Origin of the sequence: Nocardiopsis mangrovi (genome assembly GCF_042653925.1) — a bacterium.
Taxonomy (GTDB): domain Bacteria; phylum Actinomycetota; class Actinomycetes; order Streptosporangiales; family Streptosporangiaceae; genus Nocardiopsis_B; species Nocardiopsis_B mangrovi.
In genome coordinates, this window is record NZ_JBHSFQ010000028.1 from 32,643 (window position 1) to 54,365 (window position 21,723).

Here is a 21,723-nt window from a genome sequence, read left to right on the forward strand (position 1 = left end):
GTCCCCTCGTTGCAGCGTGGCGTGCGCGGGTGCGAGCCCTGTAGGGCACGCCCTGTCCAGTCATCAGAGTTTATGAGCCCTGGGAACCGGCTTTTAACCGAACCTATCCCGCGAATCGGTTCACCCTGCCGGGCCCCGGGCCCGCTGCACGGACGCCCGCAACCGGCGCAGTTCCGCGGCGATGGCGTCGGGGGTCCAGTGGGCGTTGAGCCCGCTGGGGTTGGGCAGCACCCACACGGGGGTGCCCGCGAGCTCCTCCGGCTGCGGGCCGACCACGGCCTTGGGGCGGCCGAAGGCGCCGCGGTAGGCGGTCACGCCCAGGACAGCGAGCATCGCGGGGCGGTACCGCTCGACGCGGCGGACGAGCGCGGCGCCGCCCTCGCGTAGTTCGCCGCGGCTCAGCTCGTCGGCGCGCGCCGTGGCGCGGGCGACGATGTTGGTGATGCCGAGTCCCCATCCGGTGAGCAGGTGCTGCTCGTCGGGGCGCAGCGGCCGCGGGGTGAAGCCGGACCGGTGCAGGGCGGGCCAGAATCTGTTCCCGGGGCGGGCGAAGTGCAACCTGGTATACCCGGAATACAGGCCGGGGTTGATGCCGCAGAACAGGACGTCCAGGCCGGGCGCGATCACATCGGGGACGGTGGCCCCGTGGGCGGCGGCGAGCTGGTCCCGGGTGGGGCGGGTGGATGCCGTCATCGGCCCCGCAGCCTACCCCACCGGGCCCTGCCCCGGAGCAGGGCCCGGGCGGTCGGCGCGGGTCCGCGGCCCTCAGAGCAGTGCCTGGGCCACCAGCGCGGCGCCGGAGACCGCGACGACAGCGAGCAGCGCGGCGCGCATGCGCCCGGCGTCCAGGAACCGGTTCAGCCGCCGCCCGGTCACGAACCCCGCGGCGACGAAGGGGACCAGCCACAGGCCCGCCTGCACCTCACGCGCGTGCAGCTGTCCGGCGGCGGCGAGCACGCCGAGCGAGATCGCCACGCCGAACAGGAAGAATCCGGCGAGGGTGCCGCGGACCTTCTCGCCCGGCTCGTGCTGGTAGAGCAGGGCGACCGGCGGCCCGCCGATGGACGTGGCGGTGCTCGTCAGCCCGGAGACGGCCCCCGCGGCCATGAGCGTGGCGGGGGTGATGCGCACCCGCACCGACCACAGCGACAGCCCCACCGCCGCCAGCACCATGATCCCCACCACGACGCCGAGCTGGGCGGGGTCCGCGGCGGCCACCACCCACGCGCCGGCCGCGGAGCCGGGGATGCGGGCGGGCAGCCCCCAGGCCAGCCCGCGCCAGTCGATGTGGCGCCACTCGGCGGTGAGCGTGAGCATCGGCAGCACCGCAGTGGCGATGAGCAGGGCCCCGGGCATCAGCGTGGGGTCGAGCACCACGACGACCGGCGCGGCCACCAGTCCGAGACCGAGGCCGACACCGGTCTGGAGCACGGCGCCGAGGATGACGGCGGTGCCGGCGATGAGGAGGAACAACGGATCCGGCATGAAGACCGACGCTATAACCCCGGCATTCCGGTCGGAATGGGGAGATTCACCGTTCAGCTGGGCCGGAGCGCCGGATGGCCGGCCGCCGGCCCCCCGCGTCCCCGCCCGCCGGGCCGCCGGACCGTCCTCCAGGACGCCGGCACCCGCCACCGCTCGGCCCTCCCTGACGCGCGGGACGGGCCCCGGCGATGCCGGGGCCCGCTGTCAGCGGCGGCGGAGGTGCGGGTCGGTGAGGGATTGGGGACGGTGGAAGGTCAAGTCGCGCGCGACGTCGGTGCCCGGCGGCACGATCTCGTCGATCCGGTCCAGGACGGCGCCGTCCAGCGCCAGGTCCGCCCCCTCCAGCAGGCTCGTCAGCTGGTCGTGGGTGCGGGGCCCGATGATCACCGACGTGACGGCGGGGTGGTTGCGGACGAACGCCGTCGCCAGGCGGGGCAGCGGCACCCCGAGGTCGGCCGCCACCGCGGCCAGTTCCGTGACCGCCGCCAGCTTGGCCGCGTTGCCCGGCAGCGCCGGGTCGTACATTGGGGCCAGCATGACGCTGCGGTGGGCGGACATCGGGTTCGCTCCCTCGGCGCCCCCGTACCTGCCGGACAGCCAGCCCGCGCTCAGCGGGCTCCAGGTGAGCACCCCCATGCCGTGCCGCTGCGCGGTGGGCAGCACATCGGCCTCGATACCCCGGGCCAGCAGCGAGTAGGGCGGCTGTTCGCTGCGGAGCCGGACGTGCCCGCGCCGCTCCGCCGTCCACTGCGCCTCCACGATGTCCCCGGCGGGGAACGCGGAGCTCCCGACCGCCCGGACCTTGCCCGAGCGCACCAGGTCGGAGAGAGCGGACAGCGTCTCATCGATGTCGGTGTCCGGGTCGGGCCGGTGGATCTGGTAGAGGTCGACCCACTCGGTGTCCAGGCGCCGCAGGCTGTCCTCCACCGCGCGCACGATCCACCGCCGCGAGTTGCCCCGGTGGTTGGCGTCGGGGCCCATGGGATTGTGGAACTTGGTCGCCAGGACGACGTCGTCGCGCCGCCCCTGGAGCGCCTTGCCCACGATCTCCTCGGACTCGCCCCCGGAGTACATGTCGGCGGTGTCCACGAGGTTGACCCCCGCGTCCAGCGCGGTGTGCACCATCCGGATCGCGTCCCGGTGGTCGGTGTTGCCCCAGGCGCCGAGCATCATCGTCCCGAGTGCGTATTCGCTGACGGAGATCCCGGTCCCCCCGAGAATGCGTCGTTCCATGCTGGGTCCTCGTCCTCGTCGTGTCCCTGTGTCCACCACCCTCCTGCGCGGGGCCCGGGCGGCCCAGGCCCGCTGTAGCCCGGGTCCGCGAGGACCAGGCTGCATACACTTGCGCGCATGATGCACAGCGAGGCCGAGCTCAGCCTCTTCCTCAAGGCACGCCGCGCCGCTCTCGCCCCGGAGCAGGTGGAGGTGGCCCCCACGCTCAACCGGCGCCGGGTGCGCGGGCTGCGGCGGGAGGAGGTGGCCCAGCTGGCGGGCGTCAGCGTGGACTACTACACGCGCATCGAGCAGGGGCGCGGCGGCGCCGTCTCGGCCGAGGTACTGGGCGCCCTCGCCGACGCGCTCCGGCTCTCCGATACCGAACGCGCCTACCTGTCCAACCTGGCGGGGCGGCACGCGCGGCGCTCCGCCGCAGCGCCCGGGGCCGAGGGGGCGTGCGCGCCCCCCGCCGTGCCCCGCCCGCGGGTCCGCCCCGAGCTGCGCGCCCTGCTGGACGCGATGGAGCGCGTCCCGGCGCTGGTCATGGGGAGCGCGCTGGACCTGCTGGCCTGGAACGAGCCGCTCGGGCGGCTCTGGCCCGGCCTGGACCTGCTCGGCGACGACGACCTGAACCTGGCGCGGCTGCTCTTCCTCGACCCCCGTGCCGCGGACCTCCACCTCGATGTCGGGGTGCTGCGCCGCGAAGTGGTGGCCAAGCTGCGGGCCGACTCCGGCCGCGATCCCGATGAGCCGCGGCTGTGCGGCGTGGTGCGGGACCTGCGCGACGGCAGCGCCGCGTTCCGGCGGCTCTGGGAGGAACGGGAGGTCCGGGAGCAGCCGCACGGGATCCACCGGTTCCGCCACCCCCGGGCGGGCGTGCTCTCCCTGTACTTCGAGAAGATGCCGCTGCCGGCCGACCCGGGCCAGACCCTCCTCACCTACACCGCCGAGCCCGGCTCCCCCTCGGGGGAACGGCTCCGCCTCCTGGTCACCGCCGGCCGGACGGTGTGAGGGCGGGCCGCACGCCGGGCACCTCCCAGCGCCAGGCGGGCAGGGCCGCGTCGACCGGGACCTCGGTCACCGGTTCGCCCGCGGCGCCCGCGGAGTCGGGCGGCGCCGCCGCCGGCTCCGGCTCGCCCCGCCGGTCGCCCGCCGGCTCGAAGACGACGTCGATGCCCTGGCCGCCCTCCCGGAACAGCCTCTGTGAGATCCCCATCGCTCCCCCTCGTCCATGTCCGGGCCCCGAGCCGCCCGGGGCCTGTGCCCAGCATGCACATCCGAAGGCGAAAAGAGGGTCGGGCGCACGCTAAAACGCGGTGAGAAGAACACGCGGGACCGCCCTCAGCGCGCGCCGGCCGGCTCCCGAGGCGGGAGCGCCGCGGGTCGTTCCGGTCACAGAGGGTGAGACCATCCGCCGCGTCCGGGTAAATTCGGCTACATGAAGCCGATTCGCGCACTGCGCGTCACCCCCCTGGCCGCTCTCGCCCTGCTCGCCGCCTGCGCGGCCCCCGACTCCGCGGAATCCGCGAGCCCCGTCTCGGCCGACGCCCCCTCCGAGGCGTCCGCCGCGGCCGCACCGCCCGAGCGCGCCGTCTTCGACTACCAGATCGGCGGCGCCTACACGCCCCCGGACGGGGTCGAGGCCGTGATCCGCGACCGCGAGGCGGACCCCGCCGACGGCTTCTACAACATCTGCTACGTCAACGGCTTCCAGGTGCAGCCCCAGGAGCTCGACTGGTGGGAGAGCGAGCACCCCGGCCTGCTGCTGCGCGACGCCGGCGGCGACCTCGTCATCGACCCGGACTGGGACGAGGCCATCATCGACATCTCGACCGCGGACAAGCGCGCCGACGCCGCCGGCATCGTCGGCGACTGGATGGCGGGCTGCGCGGACTCCGGATTCGACGCCGTGGAGCTGGACAACCTGGACTCCTGGGACCGCTCGGAGTCCCTGCTCACCGCCGAGCACGCGCTGGCCTTCGCCGAGCTGCTGACCGACCGCGCGCACGCCGAGGGGCTCGCGGCCGGGCAGAAGAACGCGGCGGAGATGATCGACGAGGCCGGCGGACCCGTCGCGGGCTTCGACTTCGCGGTCGCCGAGGAGTGCGGCCGGTGGGACGAGTGCGGGGTCTACGCCGGCGCCTACCCCGACCGGGTGCTCGACGTGGAGTACCGCGAGCAGGACATGGACACGGCCTGCGCGGCCGAGGCCGACGGGGTGTCGGTGGTGCTGCGCGACCTCCTGGTGACCACGCCCGACTCCCCCGACTACCGGTACGCCACCTGCGCCGACATCGGCTGACCCGGGTCCGGGCGTGGCGGCGCCCCCGGAGGCGAGGGCTCCGGGGGCGCCGGTCCGGCCGCGCCCGCCCGGGGGGAGGGCATGGCGGGCGGGGCCGGGGACGGCGTGCGCTGGTGCGCGCGCCGGGGGCGGCGGGTCAGCCGCGGGCGTGGGTCTTGCGGCTGCGCCGGGAGACCGCGTCCAGGATCACCGCGATCAGCAGCACGAGGGCGGTGATCATGTACCGGACCGACGACGGCATCTCCAGCAGGTACAGCCCCGATGTGATGGCCCCGAGGACCAGGCCGCCCAGGAGGGCGGAGTAGGCGTTGCCGCGCCCGCCGAAGAGGCTGGTCCCGCCGATGACCGCCGCGGCGATCGCGAGCATCAGCTCGTCGCCGCCGGCCGTGTCGAGGCTGGCCGAGAACGAGCGCGAGACCATGAGGACGCCGCCGACCGCGGCCAGCGTGGACGACAGCGCGAACACCGAGATCCGGATGACGTCGACGTTGATACCCGCGCGGCGGGCCGCCTCGGCGCTGCCGCCGACCGCGAACACCATGCGCCCGTACCGCGTCTTGCGCAGCATCAGGTCGAACACCACCACGAACCCCACGAAGATGAGGAACGACAGCGGGACGCCCATGAAGCTGTTGAACACGGCGACGGCGGCGAACACCGGGACGGCCAGCAGCACGGTGCGGACGACCGTCTCGACGGGCGGTTTGGCGGGCAGGCCCGCCGCTGCGCGGCGCCGTTCGCCGAGCAGCCCGGAGATCGCGTAGGCGGCCACGGCGAGCGCCCCGACCCCCCAGCCGATGGCGGGCACGAAGTAGGTCTGGGTGAGGGCGGCGATGGGCCCGCCGTCGCGGATGTTGATGGTGCCGGCGTCGCCGAGCAGGTAGATCTGCACCCCCTGCCAGCCGAGGAGGCCGGCGAGGGTCACGATGAACGCGGGCACCCCGATCTTGGCGAAGACCGTGCCGTGGACGATGCCGATCACCACGCCGGTGCCGATCGCGGCGAGGATGGCCAGCCATTCGGGGACGCCCTGGTTCACCGACAGGACCGCCAGGACGGCGGCCGAGGCGCCGGCGACCGATCCGATCGACAGGTCGATCTCGCCGAGCAGCAGCACCATGATCACGCCGGTGGTCATGAGGCCCACGGCGGCGATCTGCACGGTGAGGTTGGAGAGGTTCTGCGGCGACAGGAAGCGCTCGTGGTAGAGCTGGAAGATCACGCAGATCACGAGCAGGCCGACGATCACCGGGAAGGGCCCCAGTTCGCCGCCGCGCAGGCGGCGGAAGGCGGCCGTGAGCAGGCCGCGCGGCGAGGTGGCGGTGACGATCAGCCGGGGGTCGCGGTCGGCGGGCGGCGCCGGTGCCTCGGCGCTCTTGGAAACCGGTGTCTGCTGTGCCATCACGCTTCCTCCGTCCCGGACACCGAGACGCGCCCGGACCGGCGTGACACCGGGTTGTCGGCGGCGCCGGTGATGGCCGCCACGATCTCTTCGTAACCGGTGTCCTCGACCCGGAAGTCGCCGGCGTTGCGCCCGAGGCGCAGGACCATGGCGCGGTCGGCGACCGCACGGACGTCGGCCATGTTGTGGCTGATCAGCAGCACGCCGAGGCCCTGGTCGCGCAGGCGCTCGATGAGGTCGAGCACCTGGGCTGTCTGGGCGACGCCGAGGGCGGCGGTGGGCTCGTCGAGCATGACGATCTTGGGGTCGCCCAGCAGCGACCGGGCGATGGCGATGATCTGGCGCTGGCCGCCGGACAGCGAGGCCACGGGGACGCGCAGGCTGGGGATGCTGACCGAGAGCGAGTCGAGCAGGTCCTGGGCGCGCCGCTCCATCTCGACCTCGTCGAGCGCGCCGAAGGAGGTGTGCTCGGCGCCGAGGAAGAGGTTGGCGACGATGTCCAGGTTGTCGCAGAGCGCGAGGTCCTGGTAGATCGTGGCGATCCCCAGCCGCTGGGCGTCGTTGGGCTTGGCGATGGTGACCGGGGCGCCCTCCCAGAGGATGTCGCCGGTGTCGGCCGGGTTCACCCCGGCGATGACCTTGACGAGGGTGGACTTCCCCGCGCCGTTGTCGCCGAGCAGGGCGACCACCTCACCGGGGGCGACGCTGAGGTCGACCTCGCTGAGCGCCTGCACGGCGCCGAATCTCTTGGAAATCCCGGACAGCTCCAGGACGGGTGTGCTCAATGTGGTGTCCCTTGGACGTCGCCCACGGCGGGACCGGCAGCGGCCGGGGGGCGGCCGGTGGTCAGCGGCCCTTGCGTGGTGGTCGTGTGGTGGTCCGTCGCGGCCGGCGGGCCGGCCCGGGCGGGGGCTCCGGGCCGGCGCCCGGCCTACTCGCCGCCGGAACCGGCGGCCTCGGTGCAGAAGTCGGTGTCGGCGTAGGCGTCGGTGCAGATCTCCTCGATCGTGTAGACGCCGTCGGCGATGACGGTCTCCTCGACCTCGTCCGCGGTGACGGCGATCGGGTCGATCAGCACGGAGGGGATGGCGTTGCCGGCCTCGTCCTCGACCTCGGTGAGCCCGATCTCGCCGCCGTCGTACTCCTCGCCCGTGGCGGCTGCCACGGCCATGCCGGCGGCGGCTTCGGCCTCGGGGCGGATCATCTTGTAGATGGTCATGTACTGCTCGCCGGCGATGACGCGCTGGATGCCGGCGATCTCGGCGTCCTGGCCGGTGATGGGCGGGAGGTCGTCGACGCCGGCGCTCTTGAGCGCCGCGACGATGCCGGCGGACATACCGTCGTTGGCGGAGTAGACGCCCGCGATGTCGTCGGCGCCGACCGAGGTGATGGCCTGGTCCATCTGGGTCTGGGCGCGGTCGGGCGACCAGTCGGGGGTGTCGTACTCGGCGGCGATCTCCACCTGGCCGTCCAGCACCTCGTGCGCGCCGGCCTTGAAGTCGCCGGCGTTGGGGTCGGTCGGCGAGCCGTTGATCATGACGATCTGGGCGTCGTCGCCGGCCTCCTCCGCCTCCAGCGCCTCCAGCAGCGACTCCGCCTGCACCTCGCCGACCCGCCGGTTGTCGAAGGAGGTGTAGTAGTCGACGCCGCCCTCGGCGAGCCGGTCGTAGGCGACCACGGGCACGCCCTGGTTCTGCGCCTGGGTGACGATGGTGGCCGCGGCGGCGGAGTCGACCGCGTCCAGGACGAGGACGTCGACGCCGTCGGTGAGCATGGCCTCGGCCTGGGACTGCTGCTTGGCGGTCTCCTGGTCGGCGTTCTGGTACAGCAGGTCGCACTCGGCACAGAGCTCGGCCAGCGCCTCTTCGAAATAGGGGCGGTCGAACTTCTCGTATCGCGCGGTCTTGGATTCGGGCAGCAGCAGACCGACGCTGAAGCCCTCCTCCACACTGTTGTCGCCGCCCTCGGCCGCACCGTTCGTCGTGACGGCGCCGCAGCCGGTCGCGAGCAGCACCAGCGCCGCCGCGGCGCCGACCGCGGCACGGGACGCGCTTCCGCTTCGCTTGTTCAAGGTCCGACCTCCTCCGGAAGGCCACCGAGCTGGATGTATGGGGGACCCCGGCACCGCAACGTGTGCTGGGTCACTCGGTGGACCGTTGCCGGAAGTCAAACCCCTCGTTGGGCTTGACGTCAAGCCTTGAACACATCGCAGAAATGTCACGTTCATTGACTTCACAGCGTGTATTCAGAATCCGCGCAGCTCAAGCCGACCACGGCACCGGAAATAGTGTTTCCGGTGCGCGTGACGACGTCCGGACCCGGCCGCCCCCGTTACTCGACCGCGGCCGCTGCCAGGCGCAACGCGCCCCGGAGCGCCGCCTGGTCGCCGAGCGCGCCCGGTACGATCCGCAGATCCCGCAGCGCGCTGCCGAGCGTGCCCAGCTCCATGGTCCGGCGGAGGGGCTCCAGCAGCGCGTCGCCGGCGCCGGCGAGTTCCCCGCCGACGATCACCATCTCCGGGTTGACCGTGTTGGCCAGGATCGCCAGCCCCCGCCCCAGGGCCGTCCCGGCCTCCGCGACGATACGGCGGCACCCCGGGTCGCCGTCGTCGGCGGCGCGCACCAGCTCGGCCACCGTGGTGGGCGCGGCGGCGGTGCCCTGCTGCGGCAGCATGCCCAGCAGGTACGGCGCCCCGACCTGGGTCTCCAGGCAGCCGCGGTTGCCGCAGCGGCAGACCTGCCCGCGTTCGTCCAGGCCGATGTGCCCGATCTCGCCCGCGGTGCCGCCCGCCCCGCGGAACAGCCGCCCGCCCAGGACGATGCCGGCGCCGACGCCCTCGCCGAGCTGCACGTAGATGACGTGCTCCCGGTCGGCGCCGGCTCCGGCGGCGGTCTCGGCGAGCACGCTGAGGTTGGCGTCGTTCTCGGCCGTGACCGGCAGCGACAGGCGCTCGGCCAGCGCGGCCGCGGGGCGGAACCCCGCCCAGCGCGGCATGCAGGTGACCGTCCCGATCTCGCCGGTCGCGAGGTCGACCGGGCCGGGGACGGAGGCCGCGACGGAGACCACCGTGGAATGGTCGACCCGGGCCGCGGCGAGCACCGTCTCCACCAGCCACACCGCGCGCCGCACCCCGCGCTCCGGATCGGCGGCGACGTCGTAGGCGATGGTCTCGCGCGCGAGCAGCCCGCCGTGGCTGTCGCCGAGGGCCACGGCCAGGCGGTTCGTCGAGAAGTCGACGGCGACCACCGCGCCGGGCGGGCGGACCAGCGTGATGGCGCGCGCCCGGCGCCCGTTGGAGGAGGTCTCGCGTACCGTGATGGTGCCGGTGCCGCGCAGTGTGCGCACGATGTTGGAGACGCTGGCCGGCGACAGCCCCGTGACCCGCGCGATCTCGGCCTGGGTGAGCGTGCCCCCGGCCCGCAGCGCCTCGACCACCCGCTGCTGGTTCGCGCGCCGCAGCGCGGCCTGGGACCCCGGTGTCGCATCGACGGTCACGGCGCTCTCCCTGGCTCTGCGGTCGGTCGGCGGTGAAGGCGGGCACCGCTGGTGGGAGCGAGCTTACAAGAGTTGAATTCAGCCCGCGTCCCACACGAACCCGATATCCGGCCATCCCCGCACGCGCCGGATGGCCGGGCCCGTCCCCGTACGCGGCCGGGTCCCGCCCGTCCCGCCCGCCGGAGACCGGGCCCCTCCCGCGCACCGCGCGGCCCGGCCTCCGTACCCGGCCCCCGTTCCGCCGCCCCGGCACGCCGGCCTGCTGCGGGTAGGCTCCGTGGCGTGCCCGTTCCACCCCGATCGACCACCGCCGACGCGCACTGGAGCGCCCGGGTCGCCGGCATCCTGTCCGCCGCCCCGGCACGGGCCGGACGCAGCCGCGTGCTCGCGGTCGAGGGCAGGTCCGGATCGGGCAAGAGCCTGCTCGCCTCGCTGCTGGCCGACCGCATCGGCTGCCCCGTGGTCCACATGGACGACCTATACCCGGGCTGGACGGGCCTGGCGGCCGCCGTCCCGCTGGCGCTCGACCACGTCGTGGCCCCCCTGGCCCGGGGACGCGACCCGCGCTGGCCCCGCTTCGACTGGGAACGGGGCCGGCACGCCGGATGGGCCGGGACCGCCGCCCGCGACACCCTGATCCTCGAAGGCTGCGGCTCCGGCGCCCGCGACCTGCGCCCCTACCTCTCCGCCCTGATCTGGGTCGACGCCCCCGCCCAGGTGCGGGCCCGCCGCCTCGCGCACCGCGCCGACGCGGCCGCCTACGCCCCCTACCGCCGGATGTGGGCGCGGCAGGAGGACGCGTTCTACGCGGCACACGAGCCGCACGCGCACGCGGACCTCGTCCTCGACAACGCCCGCGACCACCCGGATCCGCACGCGTCCCCGGATTCCCCCGCGGTGCCGGAAGCGGGTCCGCCCCCGCGGTGACGTCCCGGCGTTGGCCGCACACGCGACCGGGCCCGCCCCTGATCGCGGACGGTATCGTGGCCGCGTGGCGACCGGATCCCCGGCGACGGTCCTGATCGTGGTCCGGGGCAACTCCGGATCGGGCAAGAGCACCGTCGCACGCGAAATCCGCTCCCGTTGCGGGCGGGGCGTGGCGCTGGTGTCCCAGGACGACGTCCGGCGCTCGATCCTGCGGGAGAAGGACGTCCCCGGCGCGGCCAACATCGGGCTCATCGACACCATCGCGCGGTACGCGCTCGACTCCGGGTACCACGTCGTCATCGACGGCATCCTCGATGCCGGTCGGTACGGGCCGATGCTCGGGGCCCTGCGCGCCGACCACGCGGGGCGCAGCGCGTTCTTCTACCTCGACGTCCCCTTCCCCGAGACCCTGAGGCGCCATGCCACGCGCCCGCAGGCGCGGGACTTCGGCGAGCCGGAGATGCGGCGCTGGTACCGGTGGCGGGACCTGCTTCCCGGAGGAGGCGAAGAGGTCGTCGGCGCGCGGAGCGGCCTGCCGGCGACCGTGGACCTGATACTCCAGCGGACCGGGCTCCCGCGCGGGCGGGTCCCCCGCGCCTGACTCCCGTCGCGGAGGCGGCCCGGCCCGGAACGGCGGGCGTTCCGGGCCGGCGGGGGTCACAGGTGGCGGGACCACCAGTCGAGGATGGCCTCGAACCGGGCGACGCGGTGGCTGGGCAGGCCCGAGCGCGACATCTCGTGGCCCTCTCCCGGGAAGAGGAGCATCTCGGTCTCGACGCCCCGCAGCCGCAGGGCGACGAACAGCCGCTGTGCCTGCTCCAAGGGGCAGCGCCAGTCCTGCTCCGCGTGGATGATCAGCATCGGGATGCCGATCTTGTCCGCGTGGGTGAGCGGGCTCTGCTCCCTCCAGCCGGCCGGGTCGGCGCCGTAGAGGTCGAAGGCGAATGCCCACCCCTCGTCGCTGGTGCCGTGGAAGCTGTCGATGGCGTTGACCGCGCGCTCGCTGATGGCGGCCTTGAACCGGTCGCCGTGGTGGGCCGCCAGCCACGTGGTCATGAACCCGCCGTGCGACCCGCCCAGCACCCCCGCGCGCGACGCGTCGAGGCCGCCGCCGGCCAGCGCCGCGTCCAGGAGCGCGAGGAGGTCGGCGGCCGACACCCGGCCGACGTCGCCGACCACGGCCTTGCCGTGCGCCTGCCCGTACCCCGACGAGCCCCGCGGGTTGCCCATGACGACGGCGTAGCCGGCGCCGGCGTAGACCTGGGCCTCGTCGAAGAGCTGCCAGCCGTACATGCGGAACGGCCCGCCGTGGATCATCAGCAGCACCGGGTGGGGCCCCGGCCCTTCGGGGCGGACCAGCCAGCCGTGCACGGGGTGGCCGTCGGGAGCGGTCGTGGTGATCTCCTCCAGCGGGCGCGGGGACCCGTCCCCGGCGAACCCGGTCAGCGCCCGCTCCCCGCCGTCGATCCGCACCAGCTCGCCGGAGCTCGCACCGTCGGCGACCGTCACCACGGCCGTGCCCGCCGCGTACGCCGCCGCCTGGACCTGCCGCGGCCCCGAGACCAGGGTGGCGGGCTCCCCGCCGCCGTAGGGGACGCTCACGAGCTCGACCGATCCGCGCCGCTCCACCGGGACCAGGACACCGTCGTCGGCGGGGACGGGGATCCCTCCGGGCGCGATGTGGTGGTCCTCCTCCGCGAGCAGCCGCAGCGGCGGTGCGGAGCCGTCGACGGGAACCGACCACAGGCTCAGCTGGCGGGCGACGTGCCAGGCGCTGTTCTCGCTGATGTCGACGCCGGTGAAGCAGACGGTGCGGCCGTCGGGGGCGAACCGGACGGACTCCACCATGTGGCCGGTGCCCGTGAGGCGGCGCAGGCCCGATCCGTCGGGGGCGCACACCCAGACGTCGGACGTGTGGTCGCGGTCGCGGCCCTCGTGGAGCGCCGCCTCGAAGGCCAGCAGGGTCCCGTCGGGGCTCCAGGAGACGCTCCGGTGGTCGCCGTCCCCATGAGTGACGCGCACCGGCGTTCCCGGGCCTTCGTCGCGTGCCCGGTCGGCATCGGCGACGAAGACGTGGAACCGCCGGTCGTTGGTGAAGCCGACCCCGTCGTAGCGGTACCGCAGGCCGGTGATCCGGCGCGGCGGCTCCTTGCCGGGGTCGCCCGCATACCGCCCCTCCTCCGGCACGCGGGCGCTGTAGGCGATCCGCCGGGAGTCGGGGCTCCACCGCGGTTCCCCGACCCCGAGGGGGTGGTCGGTGACCTGCCAGGGCTCCCCGCCGCCGGTGCCCATCACGTACAGCTGCGCGGGGCCCGGTCCGCCGCGCAGGAACGCCAGCCGGCGGCCGTCGGGCGAGAACACCGGCGCGCTGTCGAGCGGGCCGTTGGTCAGCCTCGCGGGGTCGGCGGAGCCGTCGGCGGGGACCGACCACAACGCTCCGCGGTAGTCGTCGGTGCCGAGATCGGGCCGGGTGAGGGCCACGACGGCGGTGCGGCCGTCGGGAGACAGGGAGGGAGCGCCGAGGGAGTGGAGCCGGACGATGTCATCTGGTCTCATTCCGGCGACCCTAGCGAAGGCGCCCCGCACGCGACAGGGATTTCGCGGGCGCCGCCGCCCCGCCCGGACGAGCGGAGCGCCGCCGCGCCGGGTGGGCGCGGCGGCGCTCGCATGCCGCTGTGCGGGCCTGGTGGGCCCAAGGCGGGCCGGTGGCCCCGGCTACTCCGCGATGAGCTGGCGGAGCACGTACTGGAGGATGCCGCCGTTGCGGTAGTAGTCGGCCTCGCCGGGGGTGTCGATGCGGACATCGGCGTCGAACTCGACACCGGTCTCCGTGGTCACCTTCACCGTGGCGGGGATGCGGCCCTCGTTCAGCTCGGTGACCCCGGTGATGGAGAAGGTCTCCTCACCGGTGAGGCCGAGGGAGTCCGCCGACTGCCCCTGCGGGAACTGGAGCGGAAGCACGCCCATGCCGATCAGGTTGGACCGGTGGATGCGCTCGTAGGACTCGGTGATCACCGCGCGGACGCCCAGCAGGCTGGTGCCCTTGGCCGCCCAGTCGCGCGAGGAGCCGGATCCGTACTCCTTGCCGCCGAGCACCACCAGCGGGGTGCCCTGCGCCGCGTAGTTCTGCGCCGCGTCGTAGATGAAGGACACCGGGGCGCCCTCCTGGGTGAAGTCGCGGGTGTAGCCGCCCTCCGTGCCCGGCGCGATCTGGTTGCGCAGGCGGATGTTGGCGAACGTGCCGCGGATCATCACCTCGTGGTTGCCCCGCCGGGACCCGTAGGAGTTGAAGTCCCTGCGCTCGACGCCGTGCCCCTTGAGGTAGTCGGCGGCCGGGGTGCCCGGCTTGATGGCGCCGGCCGGCGAGATGTGGTCGGTGGTGACCGAGTCGCCGAGCTTGGCGAGGACGCGCGCACCGGAGATGTCGGTGACCGGGGCCGGGGTCGTGGCCATGCCCTCGAAGTACGGGGGCTTGCGGACGTAGGTGGAGTCCTCCGCCCATTCGAAGGTGGCGCCGGTCGGGGTCGGCAGCGAGCGCCACCGCTCGTCGCCGGCGAAGACGTCGGCGTAGGCGGACTCGTACATGTCGGAGGCGATCGCCCCGTCCATGACGGTCTGGACGTCCTCGGGCGAGGGCCAGATGTCGGCGAGGTACACCGGCCGGCCGTCGGTCCCCGTGCCCAGCGGCTCGGTGGTGATGTCGACGTCCAGCGAGCCGGCCAGCGCGTAGGCCACGACCAGCGGCGGCGACGCGAGGTAGTTCATCTTGACGTCGGGGTTGATCCGGCCCTCGAAGTTGCGGTTGCCGGAGAGGACCGCGGTGACCGCGAGGTCGTTGTTCTGGACGGCGGTGGAGATCTCCTCGGGCAGCGGCCCTGAGTTGCCGATGCAGGTGGTGCAGCCGTAGCCGACCAGGTTGAACCCGAGCTTGTCCAGGTAGGGCGTGAGGCCGGAGCGCTCGTAGTAGTCGGTGACGACCTTGGACCCGGGCGCGAGCGAGGTCTTGACCCACGGCTTGCGCGTCAGGCCCTTCTCGACGGCGTTCTTGGCGAGCAGCGCGGCGCCGAGCATGACCGACGGGTTGGACGTGTTGGTGCAGGAGGTGATCGCGGCGATCACCACGGCGCCGTGGTCGATCTCGGTCTCGGTGCCGTCGGCCAGGGTGACCTTGACCGGCCGGTGCGGGCGCTGGTCGCCGTTGGCGGAGTGCGAGGGCGCGTCGGAGGCCGGGAAGGACTCGTCGCTGGACTCCTCGACCGGGTCCGAGACGTAGTTGCCGACGTCGTGGCGCCAGGTCGGCTTGGCGGCCGACAGGGCGATGCGGTCCTGCGGGCGCTTGGGGCCGGCGATGGAGGGCACGACCTCGGAGAGGTCGAGCTCCAGGTACTCGGAGTAGACCGGCTCGTGGGCGGCGTCGTGCCAGAGGCCCTGCTCCTTGGCGTAGGCCTCGACGAGCGCGGTCTGGGCGGCGCTGCGGCCGGTGAGCTTCATGTACCGGACGGTCTCGTCGTCGATCGGGAAGATCGCGGCGGTGGAACCGAACTCCGGGCTCATGTTGCCGATGGTGGCGCGGTTGGCCAGCGGCACGGCGGCGACGCCGTCGCCGTAGAACTCCACGAACTTGCCGACGACGCCGTGCTTGCGCAGCATCTCGGTGATGGTCAGCACCAGGTCGGTTGCGGTGGTGCCGGGCGCGAGCTCGCCGGTCAGCTTGAAGCCGACCACGCGCGGGATGAGCATGGAGATCGGCTGGCCGAGCATGGCCGCCTCGGCCTCGATGCCGCCCACGCCCCAGCCCAGGATGCCCAGGCCGTTCTGCATGGTGGTGTGGGAGTCGGTGCCCACACAGGTGTCGGGGTAGACCTGGCCGTTGCGGACCATGGCGACGCGGGCCAGGTGCTCGATGTTGGCCTGGTGGACGATCCCGGTGCCGGGCGGGACGACCTTGAACTCGTCGAAGGCGGTCTGGCCCCAGCGCAGGAACTGGTAGCGCTCGCGGTTGCGCTCGTACTCGATCTCGACGTTGCGCTCGAAGGCGTCGGGACGGCCGAAGACGTCGACGATCACGGAGTGGTCGATCACCAGCTCGGCGGGGGCCAAGGGGTTGATCTTGTCCGCGTCGCCCCCGAGGTCGTTGACGGCCTCGCGCATGGTGGCGAGGTCGACGACGCACGGGACGCCGGTGAAGTCCTGCATGATCACCCGCGCGGGGGTGAACTGGATCTCCTGGTTCGGCTGGGCCTGGGGGTCCCAGTTGCCGAGGGCCCGGATGTGCTCGGCGGTGACGTTCGAGCCGTCCTCGGTGCGCAGGAGGTTCTCCAGCAACACCTTCAGGCTGTAGGGAAGACGCCCGGCGCCGTCGACGGCGTCCAGGCGGAAGATCTCATACGACTCGTCGCCAACGCGGAGCGTGTCACGGCTGCCGAAGCTGTTCGCGGACACGGTGATTGCCTCCTGATCTCGCCACTTTCTCCCAGCATCCTGCCGTAACAGGGGTGCCGGGACATCACTGAGGCTGCCCTAAGCAGATGACCCGCAGAGCGCGGCCGGACCATCGTGCGGCGTGCCGGCGCCGTATCCGTTGCCGGTCCGGGCCCGTCTGCGCGGCTACCCGGGGCGGCAGCCGCCAACCTCACACGCTCGGGGTTTCCCGCTCGGCCCGCGGAGCGCCGCCACGGCGGCGCCGGCCGGGGGAACCGTCCTCGTCGCGGCGCGCCCAGTGATTCTGTTTTATCTCGATATCAAGCTATCTGACAGGTATCTCGATATCAAGCTATCCGCCTCCGGAAACGCCGCCCGCGCCGCACCCTGAGGCCGGGTGCGGCGCGGGCGTGCGCGGCGCGCCGCTATGCCACCTGGGGGGCCACCTGCGCGGCGACCAGTTCCAGGTGGTCGAGGTCGGTCAGGTCGAGCACCTGGAGGTACACGCGCTCGGCGCCGATCTCCGCGAACCGGCCGATCTTGTCGACCAGCTCCTCCGGGGTGCCCGCCAGACCGTTCCGCCGCAGCTCCTCCGGCGCCCGCCCGATCGCCTCGGCGCGCCGGGCGACCTCGGCGTCGTCGCGCCCGCAGCACAGCACCTGCGCGGCCGAGTACACCATCGGCGCGGTCCGGCCGGCGGCCTTCACCGCCGACCGGGTGCGCTCGAAAGCGGCGGCGGTGTCCTCGACCGACGAGAACGGGACGTTGTACTCGTCGGCGTGCGCCGCGGCCAGCCGCGGGGTGCGCGTGGGCCCCGTTCCGCCGATCAGCACCGGCGGGCGCGGCTGGGACGGCTTGGGCAGGCCGGGCGCCCCCGAGAGCCGGTAGTGGCGGCCCTCGTAGTCGAACGTCTCGCCGAGCGGGGTCCCCCACAGCCCGGTGATGACGTCGAGCTGCTCCTCGAAGCGGTCGAACCGCTCGCGCGCCGACGCCGGGAACGGGATGCCGTAGGCCGTGTGCTCGGCCTCGAACCACCCGGCGCCGAAGCCCAGCTCCACCCGCCCGCCGCTCATCCGGTCCACCTGCGCGACGCTGATCGCCAGCGGCCCGGGGTGCCGGAACGTCGCCGCCGTCATCAGCGTGCCCAGGCGCACCCGGGAGGTCTCCCGCGCCAGCCCGGCCAGTGTGATCCAGGCGTCGGTCGGCCCGGGCAGGCCGTCGACGTCGCCCATGTGCAAGTAGTGGTCCGACCGGAAAAAAGCGTCGAACGAAAGGTCCTCGGTCGCCTTGGCCACCGCCAAGAGCGTGTCATAGGACGCGCCCTGCTGCGGCTCGGTGAAAATCCTCAAACGCATGCGCCCCATTCTCCCCCGCCCCACCCCCGGTGCCGAACCCGCGCTCCCCGCCGGGGGCGTCGTGCCCGCGTCTCCTTTCGCAGGCCGGACACCGCCGCCCGGGGCGCGGCCGGGTCCCGCGACGGGATAGCGTCGTGGAGATCGAGATCCGCCGAACCGTGAACCGAACGCCCCCGATCCCGCGATAAGAGCACCGTGAAGTTGTTCCGCCGCGCCAAGCGCGCGCCCGACTACGATCCCGCCGGTTCGGACGCCGAACTCCTGGCAGCGGTCGCATCCGGTGAGACCGCGGCGCTGGAGATCCTGCACCGCCGCCACGCCCCATGGCTGCGCGCCCGGCTGCGCTACCGATGTTCCGACCCCGATCTGGTCGACGCGGCGGTCCAGGAGACGTTCCTGGCCGTCTGGCGCAACGCGGGCTCCTTCACCCCGCGCACGGCCGACGGCGACGCCGGAGCCTGGATCTGGACGATCGCGATCCGCCAGCTCATCAGCCAGATCCGCAAGAGCGCCAACCGCTGGATCGCCGAGGCCGACCCACAACCCTACGAGCCGATCGGCGAGGCGTCCGCCGAGGACCTGGTGCTGCTGAGGATCGAGCACGGCCCCCTGGGGATGGCGCTCAACAACCTCTCCCCCGAACTGCGCAAGGCCCTCCAGGCCACGATCCTCGACGGACTCACCGTCCGCGAGGCCGCGCAGATCCTCGGTGTCCCCGAAGGAACCGTCAAGACGCGCGTCATGCGCGCCAAGGCCAAGCTCCGGGAGCAGCTGACATGACCTGGCACCTCACTTCCCGGCAACTCACCGACTACTCGACCGGAAACGCGGACGACGCGATCGCCATGTCAGCCGAAGCCCACCTCATGCACTGTGCCATCTGCCGGGCGGCCCTGCCCGGCGACGACGACTGGCTCGAATCGAGCTGGGCCGACCTGCGCGACATCGTCGACCGGCCGCGCCGCGGTCTGCTGGAGCGCCTGCTGACGGCGGTCGGCATCAACGAGGCCACCGCCCGGCTGCTCGTGGCCACCCCCGCGCTCTACCGCGCCTGGCTGGTGGCGATGGTGGCCGTGCTGGGCTGCGCGGTGGCCACCGCCTACACGGTGCACGGCGGGTCGCTGCTGTTCTACTTCCTGGCCCCGGTCCTGCCCCTGGGCGGGGTGGCGCTGGCCTACGGGCGCACGGTCGACCCCGCGCACGAGTTCACCGGCGTCACCCCCATGGCGGGGCAGCGCCTGTTGTTCGTCCGCGCCCTGGCCGTCCTGGTCCCCGCTCTGGTCCTGTGCACGGTCGCGGCGCTGCTGCTGCCCGGCAAGGGGCCCGCCGAGTGGGGGCCGGTGGCCTGGCTGCTGCCGGCGCTCACCCTGGTCGCGGGGTCCCTGGCCCTGAGCCGGTGGCTCAACCTCGGTGTCTCGAGCGCGATGATCGGCGGGGGGTGGCTGGCCGCCCTCGCCATCAGCACCGCCGAGCGCCAGGCCGCGCCCGCGCACTTCTTCGCGCCCGAGGCCCAGGCGGCGTGGGCGGTCGCGCTCACCGCCACCGTCTCGCTCTACCTGATCGTCATCATCCGCGCCAAGCGCGCCTGACCCCTGGAAAAGACCGACCACCGATGCCGACGACGAGCGCGCCGACGGGCACCACCGTGACCGCCCGCGGCCTGACCAAGCGCTTCGGACTGCACACCGCGCTGAACGACCTGACCCTGGACATCGGCAACGGTGTCACGGGCCTGCTCGGCCGCAACGGCGCCGGCAAGACCACCCTCCTGCGCTGTTTGGCGACCGACCTCGACCCCGGGGCGGGCGAGCTGCGGATCTTCGGACGGTCCGCGGCCACCACCGCCGACCGGACGACGATCCGCCGCCAGCTCGGCCACCTGCCGCAGAACCCGTCGCTGTACCCGCACTTCACGGCGTTCGGCCTGCTCGACTACCTCGCCGTGCTCAAGGAGCTGGGCGGGCGTCGCGCCCGCCACGACGAAGTGCGCCGGGTGCTGGCGGCGGTCGCGCTCTACGACCGCCGGCACAGCCGCATCCGCCGGCTGTCCGGCGGCATGCGCCAGCGCCTGGCCCTGGCGGGGGCGCTGCTCGGCGACCCCCGCCTGCTGCTGCTCGACGAGCCCACGATCGGGCTCGACCCCGAGCAGCGCATCCGCTTCCGCGACCTGATCGCGGAGTTCGCCACCACGCGAACCGCGGTGCTGTCCACCCACCAGATCGAGGACGTCGCGGCGCTGTGCACGCGGGTGCTCGTCCTCGACGAGGGGCGGCTCGTCTTCGCCGGGACCCCGGCCGAGCTGACCGCCGGGGCGCGGGGCCGGGTGTGGTCACTGCCCGAGCGCCCCATCGGGGGCACCACGACCTGGCGCAGCCCCGACGGCCGCTACCGGGTCCTCACCCCGAACTCGACGGAGCCGCCGCAGGGCTACGAGGGGTCCGCCGAGCCGGTGGCCCCCACTCTGGAGGACGGCTACCTGATCCTCACCGGGTCCGCCGGCGCAGCCGCTCCGGACCGGCCATGACGGCGTCCTTCCTCCGGCTGGTCGGCTTCGAGTCGCTGCGCCTGGCGCGCAGCCCCCTGCTGTACGTCGCGATCGCCTTCGCCCTGGTGACCGTCGTCGGCTTCACGGCCGCGGGCACGCTCGGCTCGGACGCCTTCCACCTGTGGACCATGCGGCCGTCGGACTCGCTGCCGACCTGGGGCGCCGTCGTCGACGACATGGTGTCCTGCGCGAAGTACATCTCGGCGGGGATGTTCTTCGCCGCCTTCCCCCTCGCGCTGCGCGAGGCCCGCCACGGCCACTCCGTCGTCGCCCCGTTGGGCCGCAGGGCGCGCGTCGCGGCGCTGCTGGCCGCGACCGTCCTCGTCGGCGGCCTGACGGGGGCGCTCTCGTTCGCGGTCCTGCTCATCCCCCAGGGCCCGGTGGCGATCGCGGGGGGTACCAGCGCGGCCGCGTTCACCGTCCCCCTGATCCTGCCGATGGCGGGGGGCGCGCTCGGCGTCCTCGCCGGGCTGTGGACGCGCTCGCGGGTCGCCATGATCGCCACCGCCGTCGCCACCGTGGCCTTCGGGGCGGCGCGCTTCATCACCGTCCCCCTGGTGGACCAGGTCTACGGGCTGCCCGACGCCCTCGTCCAGCCGGCCGGCGTCTACGATCCCGGCGTGTGGGGGATCGCGCCCATCCACCTCGCCTACGTACTCCTGCTGCTGGGGGCCATCGCGACCCTGGCGCTGCTGCGCCACCGCCGGGGACGGCGGGACACCGGCGTCATCGCCCTGGCCGCCGCGGTCTGCGTCACCGGGTCGGCGGTGACGTTCAGCGCGCAGTTCGGCTACGGGGAGCTCCTGGGGGTCGGCCCCCGGAAGTGGGCCGACATGGCCGCCCCCGACACCGGCCGGGTGTGCCAGACCCCCACCGCCGTCACCTACTGCTCCTACGAGGGGTACGAGCACTGGATCCCCTACTGGCGGGAGGCCGTCGAGCCGGTGGTCCGAGCCGTGCCGGAGACCGAGCACGACCGGCTGCCGGTCGTGCGGCAGGTGGTGGCGTGGCCGCCGCTGAGCGAGGGCGACACATGGCCCCCCGAAGGCATGGCCGACCCCGGAGCCGTCTGGAGCGAGCGGCCCGAGCAGCGGGTCGACCTCGCCGACCAGGTGGCCCTCGTGGCGCTCGGCGCCCCGGAGTACCGCTTCTACTCGTGCAAACTCACCGGGCAGGCCCGGCTCCCGGTGTACCTGTGGCTGACGACCTACGGCATCGAGGGCTACCGGGACCTGGTCTACCCGGCCTACGAGAACCGCGCCATCATCCACACGTTCGACATCGCGCTCGCCGTGGCGCTGTCCCAGACGCCCGACGACGAGGTCATCGCGGCGCTGCACCGGAACTGGGACCGGCTCGTCGCCCCCGCCACCACCCCGGAACAGGCGGCCGGCCTCCTCGGGGTGGAGGTCACCGCCATGGACCTCAAGCACGCCGACGCGCTGCTGGCCCCCTTCCGCGGCACCGCGATCCCCGATTCGGAGTTCGAGTCGCCCGACGAGGAGAACCCGGTCCCGCGGATGCGCGCCGTCCGGCCCTGCCGGTGACGGCGGCGCAGGGTCGACGCACGGCCGGC

General features: G+C 73.6%; 19 protein-coding genes. 8 read left to right on the top strand and 11 right to left on the bottom strand.

Going from position 1 to position 21,723, the window contains the following annotated elements:
- Positions 1 to 120: 120 nt before the first annotated feature.
- From mug to ACFO4E_RS23115, 3 genes are all read right to left on the bottom strand, one after another.
- Positions 121 to 693 (bottom strand): G/U mismatch-specific DNA glycosylase, encoded by a 573-nt coding sequence (gene mug / locus ACFO4E_RS23105; protein WP_378578169.1) that lies wholly within the window; start codon positions 691 to 693, stop codon positions 121 to 123.
- A 72-nt stretch (positions 694 to 765) separates the two neighbouring features.
- The gene (locus ACFO4E_RS23110) at positions 766 to 1,485 is read right to left on the bottom strand and encodes a TSUP family transporter (protein WP_378578171.1); all 720 of its coding nucleotides are present in this window, start codon (positions 1,483 to 1,485) and stop codon (positions 766 to 768) included.
- Between the two features lie 204 nt (positions 1,486 to 1,689).
- Positions 1,690 to 2,718 (bottom strand): aldo/keto reductase, encoded by a 1,029-nt coding sequence (locus ACFO4E_RS23115; RefSeq protein ID WP_378578173.1) that lies wholly within the window; start codon positions 2,716 to 2,718, stop codon positions 1,690 to 1,692.
- A gap of 117 nt (positions 2,719 to 2,835) precedes the next feature.
- Between ACFO4E_RS23115 and ACFO4E_RS23120 the strand changes: the two genes are divergently transcribed.
- The gene (locus ACFO4E_RS23120; RefSeq protein WP_378578175.1) at positions 2,836 to 3,711 is read left to right on the top strand and encodes a helix-turn-helix transcriptional regulator; all 876 of its coding nucleotides are present in this window, start codon (positions 2,836 to 2,838) and stop codon (positions 3,709 to 3,711) included.
- Here the strand turns inward: ACFO4E_RS23120 and ACFO4E_RS23125 are convergent.
- Positions 3,689 to 3,916 carry a hypothetical protein gene (locus ACFO4E_RS23125; protein ID WP_378578177.1) on the bottom strand — a complete coding sequence of 76 codons (228 nt, stop codon included), beginning with the start codon at positions 3,914 to 3,916 and terminating at the stop codon, positions 3,689 to 3,691. The genes ACFO4E_RS23120 and ACFO4E_RS23125 overlap by 23 nt on opposite strands.
- 222 nt (positions 3,917 to 4,138) lie before the next feature.
- Here ACFO4E_RS23125 and ACFO4E_RS23130 point away from each other — a divergent pair, with 222 nt between their 5' ends.
- Complete coding sequence (locus ACFO4E_RS23130; protein WP_378578179.1) at positions 4,139 to 5,002, top strand: endo alpha-1,4 polygalactosaminidase; 864 nt, start codon at positions 4,139 to 4,141, stop codon at positions 5,000 to 5,002.
- A gap of 136 nt (positions 5,003 to 5,138) precedes the next feature.
- On the opposite strand, the gene ACFO4E_RS23135 is transcribed toward ACFO4E_RS23130, so the two are convergent.
- From ACFO4E_RS23135 to ACFO4E_RS23150, 4 genes are all read right to left on the bottom strand, one after another.
- Positions 5,139 to 6,404 carry a sugar ABC transporter permease gene (locus ACFO4E_RS23135; protein ID WP_378578181.1) on the bottom strand — a complete coding sequence of 422 codons (1,266 nt, stop codon included), beginning with the start codon at positions 6,402 to 6,404 and terminating at the stop codon, positions 5,139 to 5,141.
- The gene (locus tag ACFO4E_RS23140; protein WP_378578183.1) at positions 6,404 to 7,189 is read right to left on the bottom strand and encodes an ATP-binding cassette domain-containing protein; all 786 of its coding nucleotides are present in this window, start codon (positions 7,187 to 7,189) and stop codon (positions 6,404 to 6,406) included. The genes ACFO4E_RS23135 and ACFO4E_RS23140 overlap by 1 nt, the downstream gene beginning before the upstream one ends.
- Positions 7,190 to 7,335: 146 nt before the next feature.
- Positions 7,336 to 8,475, bottom strand: a complete 1,140-nt coding sequence (locus ACFO4E_RS23145; RefSeq protein WP_378578185.1) for a substrate-binding domain-containing protein — start codon at positions 8,473 to 8,475, stop codon at positions 7,336 to 7,338.
- A gap of 260 nt (positions 8,476 to 8,735) precedes the next feature.
- Complete coding sequence (locus tag ACFO4E_RS23150) at positions 8,736 to 9,899, bottom strand: ROK family transcriptional regulator (RefSeq protein WP_378578187.1); 1,164 nt, start codon at positions 9,897 to 9,899, stop codon at positions 8,736 to 8,738.
- A 282-nt stretch (positions 9,900 to 10,181) separates the two neighbouring features.
- On the opposite strand from ACFO4E_RS23150, the gene ACFO4E_RS23155 reads away from it, so the two are divergent.
- Both ACFO4E_RS23155 and ACFO4E_RS23160 read left to right on the top strand, forming a co-directional pair.
- Positions 10,182 to 10,826, top strand: a complete 645-nt coding sequence (locus ACFO4E_RS23155; protein WP_378578189.1) for a nucleoside/nucleotide kinase family protein — start codon at positions 10,182 to 10,184, stop codon at positions 10,824 to 10,826.
- 64 nt (positions 10,827 to 10,890) lie between these two features.
- Positions 10,891 to 11,427, top strand: coding sequence for a kinase (locus ACFO4E_RS23160; RefSeq protein WP_378578191.1), 537 nt, complete (start codon positions 10,891 to 10,893; stop codon positions 11,425 to 11,427).
- A gap of 56 nt (positions 11,428 to 11,483) precedes the next feature.
- On the opposite strand, the gene ACFO4E_RS23165 is transcribed toward ACFO4E_RS23160, so the two are convergent.
- The 3 genes from ACFO4E_RS23165 to ACFO4E_RS23175 all read right to left on the bottom strand — a co-directional run bounded on the left by ACFO4E_RS23165 (position 11,484) and on the right by ACFO4E_RS23175 (position 17,602).
- On the bottom strand, positions 11,484 to 13,382 hold the full coding sequence (locus tag ACFO4E_RS23165; RefSeq protein WP_378578192.1) for a S9 family peptidase: 1,899 nt from the start codon (positions 13,380 to 13,382) through the stop codon (positions 11,484 to 11,486).
- A 159-nt stretch (positions 13,383 to 13,541) separates the two neighbouring features.
- Positions 13,542 to 16,268 (bottom strand): aconitate hydratase AcnA, encoded by a 2,727-nt coding sequence (gene acnA, locus ACFO4E_RS23170; RefSeq protein ID WP_378578194.1) that lies wholly within the window; start codon positions 16,266 to 16,268, stop codon positions 13,542 to 13,544.
- Between the two features lie 404 nt (positions 16,269 to 16,672).
- On the bottom strand, positions 16,673 to 17,602 hold the full coding sequence (locus ACFO4E_RS23175) for an LLM class F420-dependent oxidoreductase (RefSeq protein ID WP_378578196.1): 930 nt from the start codon (positions 17,600 to 17,602) through the stop codon (positions 16,673 to 16,675).
- A 195-nt stretch (positions 17,603 to 17,797) separates the two neighbouring features.
- On the opposite strand from ACFO4E_RS23175, the gene ACFO4E_RS23180 reads away from it, so the two are divergent.
- Genes ACFO4E_RS23180 through ACFO4E_RS23195 form a run of 4 tightly spaced genes read left to right on the top strand, consistent with a single transcriptional unit; the run spans position 17,798 to position 21,694 of the window.
- Complete coding sequence (locus ACFO4E_RS23180) at positions 17,798 to 18,382, top strand: RNA polymerase sigma factor (RefSeq protein WP_378578198.1); 585 nt, start codon at positions 17,798 to 17,800, stop codon at positions 18,380 to 18,382.
- Positions 18,379 to 19,191 (top strand): zf-HC2 domain-containing protein, encoded by an 813-nt coding sequence (locus ACFO4E_RS23185; protein WP_378578200.1) that lies wholly within the window; start codon positions 18,379 to 18,381, stop codon positions 19,189 to 19,191. The genes ACFO4E_RS23180 and ACFO4E_RS23185 overlap by 4 nt, the downstream gene beginning before the upstream one ends.
- A 23-nt stretch (positions 19,192 to 19,214) precedes the next feature.
- Entirely contained in the window at positions 19,215 to 20,126 is a 912-nt protein-coding gene (locus ACFO4E_RS23190; protein ID WP_378578202.1) for an ATP-binding cassette domain-containing protein, read from the top strand.
- The gene (locus ACFO4E_RS23195) at positions 20,123 to 21,694 is read left to right on the top strand and encodes a hypothetical protein (RefSeq protein ID WP_378578204.1); all 1,572 of its coding nucleotides are present in this window, start codon (positions 20,123 to 20,125) and stop codon (positions 21,692 to 21,694) included. The genes ACFO4E_RS23190 and ACFO4E_RS23195 overlap by 4 nt, the downstream gene beginning before the upstream one ends.
- Positions 21,695 to 21,723: the final 29 nt, after the last annotated feature.

Excerpts from the sequence above, each read along its gene's own strand:
- ACFO4E_RS23110 (WP_378578171.1), bottom strand. The coding sequence starts at position 1,485 with ATGCCGGATCCGTTGTTCCTCCTCATCGCCGGCACCGCCGTCATCCTC.
- mug (WP_378578169.1), bottom strand. The coding sequence starts at position 693 with ATGACGGCATCCACCCGCCCCACCCGGGACCAGCTCGCCGCCGCCCAC.
- ACFO4E_RS23185 (WP_378578200.1), top strand. The coding sequence starts at position 18,379 with ATGACCTGGCACCTCACTTCCCGGCAACTCACCGACTACTCGACCGGA.
- ACFO4E_RS23165 (WP_378578192.1), bottom strand. The coding sequence starts at position 13,382 with ATGAGACCAGATGACATCGTCCGGCTCCACTCCCTCGGCGCTCCCTCC.
- ACFO4E_RS23115 (WP_378578173.1), bottom strand. The coding sequence starts at position 2,718 with ATGGAACGACGCATTCTCGGGGGGACCGGGATCTCCGTCAGCGAATAC.
- ACFO4E_RS23130 (WP_378578179.1), top strand. The coding sequence starts at position 4,139 with ATGAAGCCGATTCGCGCACTGCGCGTCACCCCCCTGGCCGCTCTCGCC.
- ACFO4E_RS23175 (WP_378578196.1), bottom strand. The coding sequence starts at position 17,602 with ATGCGTTTGAGGATTTTCACCGAGCCGCAGCAGGGCGCGTCCTATGAC.
- ACFO4E_RS23195 (WP_378578204.1), top strand. The coding sequence starts at position 20,123 with ATGACGGCGTCCTTCCTCCGGCTGGTCGGCTTCGAGTCGCTGCGCCTG.
- ACFO4E_RS23120 (WP_378578175.1), top strand. The coding sequence starts at position 2,836 with ATGATGCACAGCGAGGCCGAGCTCAGCCTCTTCCTCAAGGCACGCCGC.
- ACFO4E_RS23135 (WP_378578181.1), bottom strand. The coding sequence starts at position 6,404 with ATGGCACAGCAGACACCGGTTTCCAAGAGCGCCGAGGCACCGGCGCCG.
- ACFO4E_RS23125 (WP_378578177.1), bottom strand. The coding sequence starts at position 3,916 with ATGGGGATCTCACAGAGGCTGTTCCGGGAGGGCGGCCAGGGCATCGAC.
- ACFO4E_RS23190 (WP_378578202.1), top strand. The coding sequence starts at position 19,215 with ATGCCGACGACGAGCGCGCCGACGGGCACCACCGTGACCGCCCGCGGC.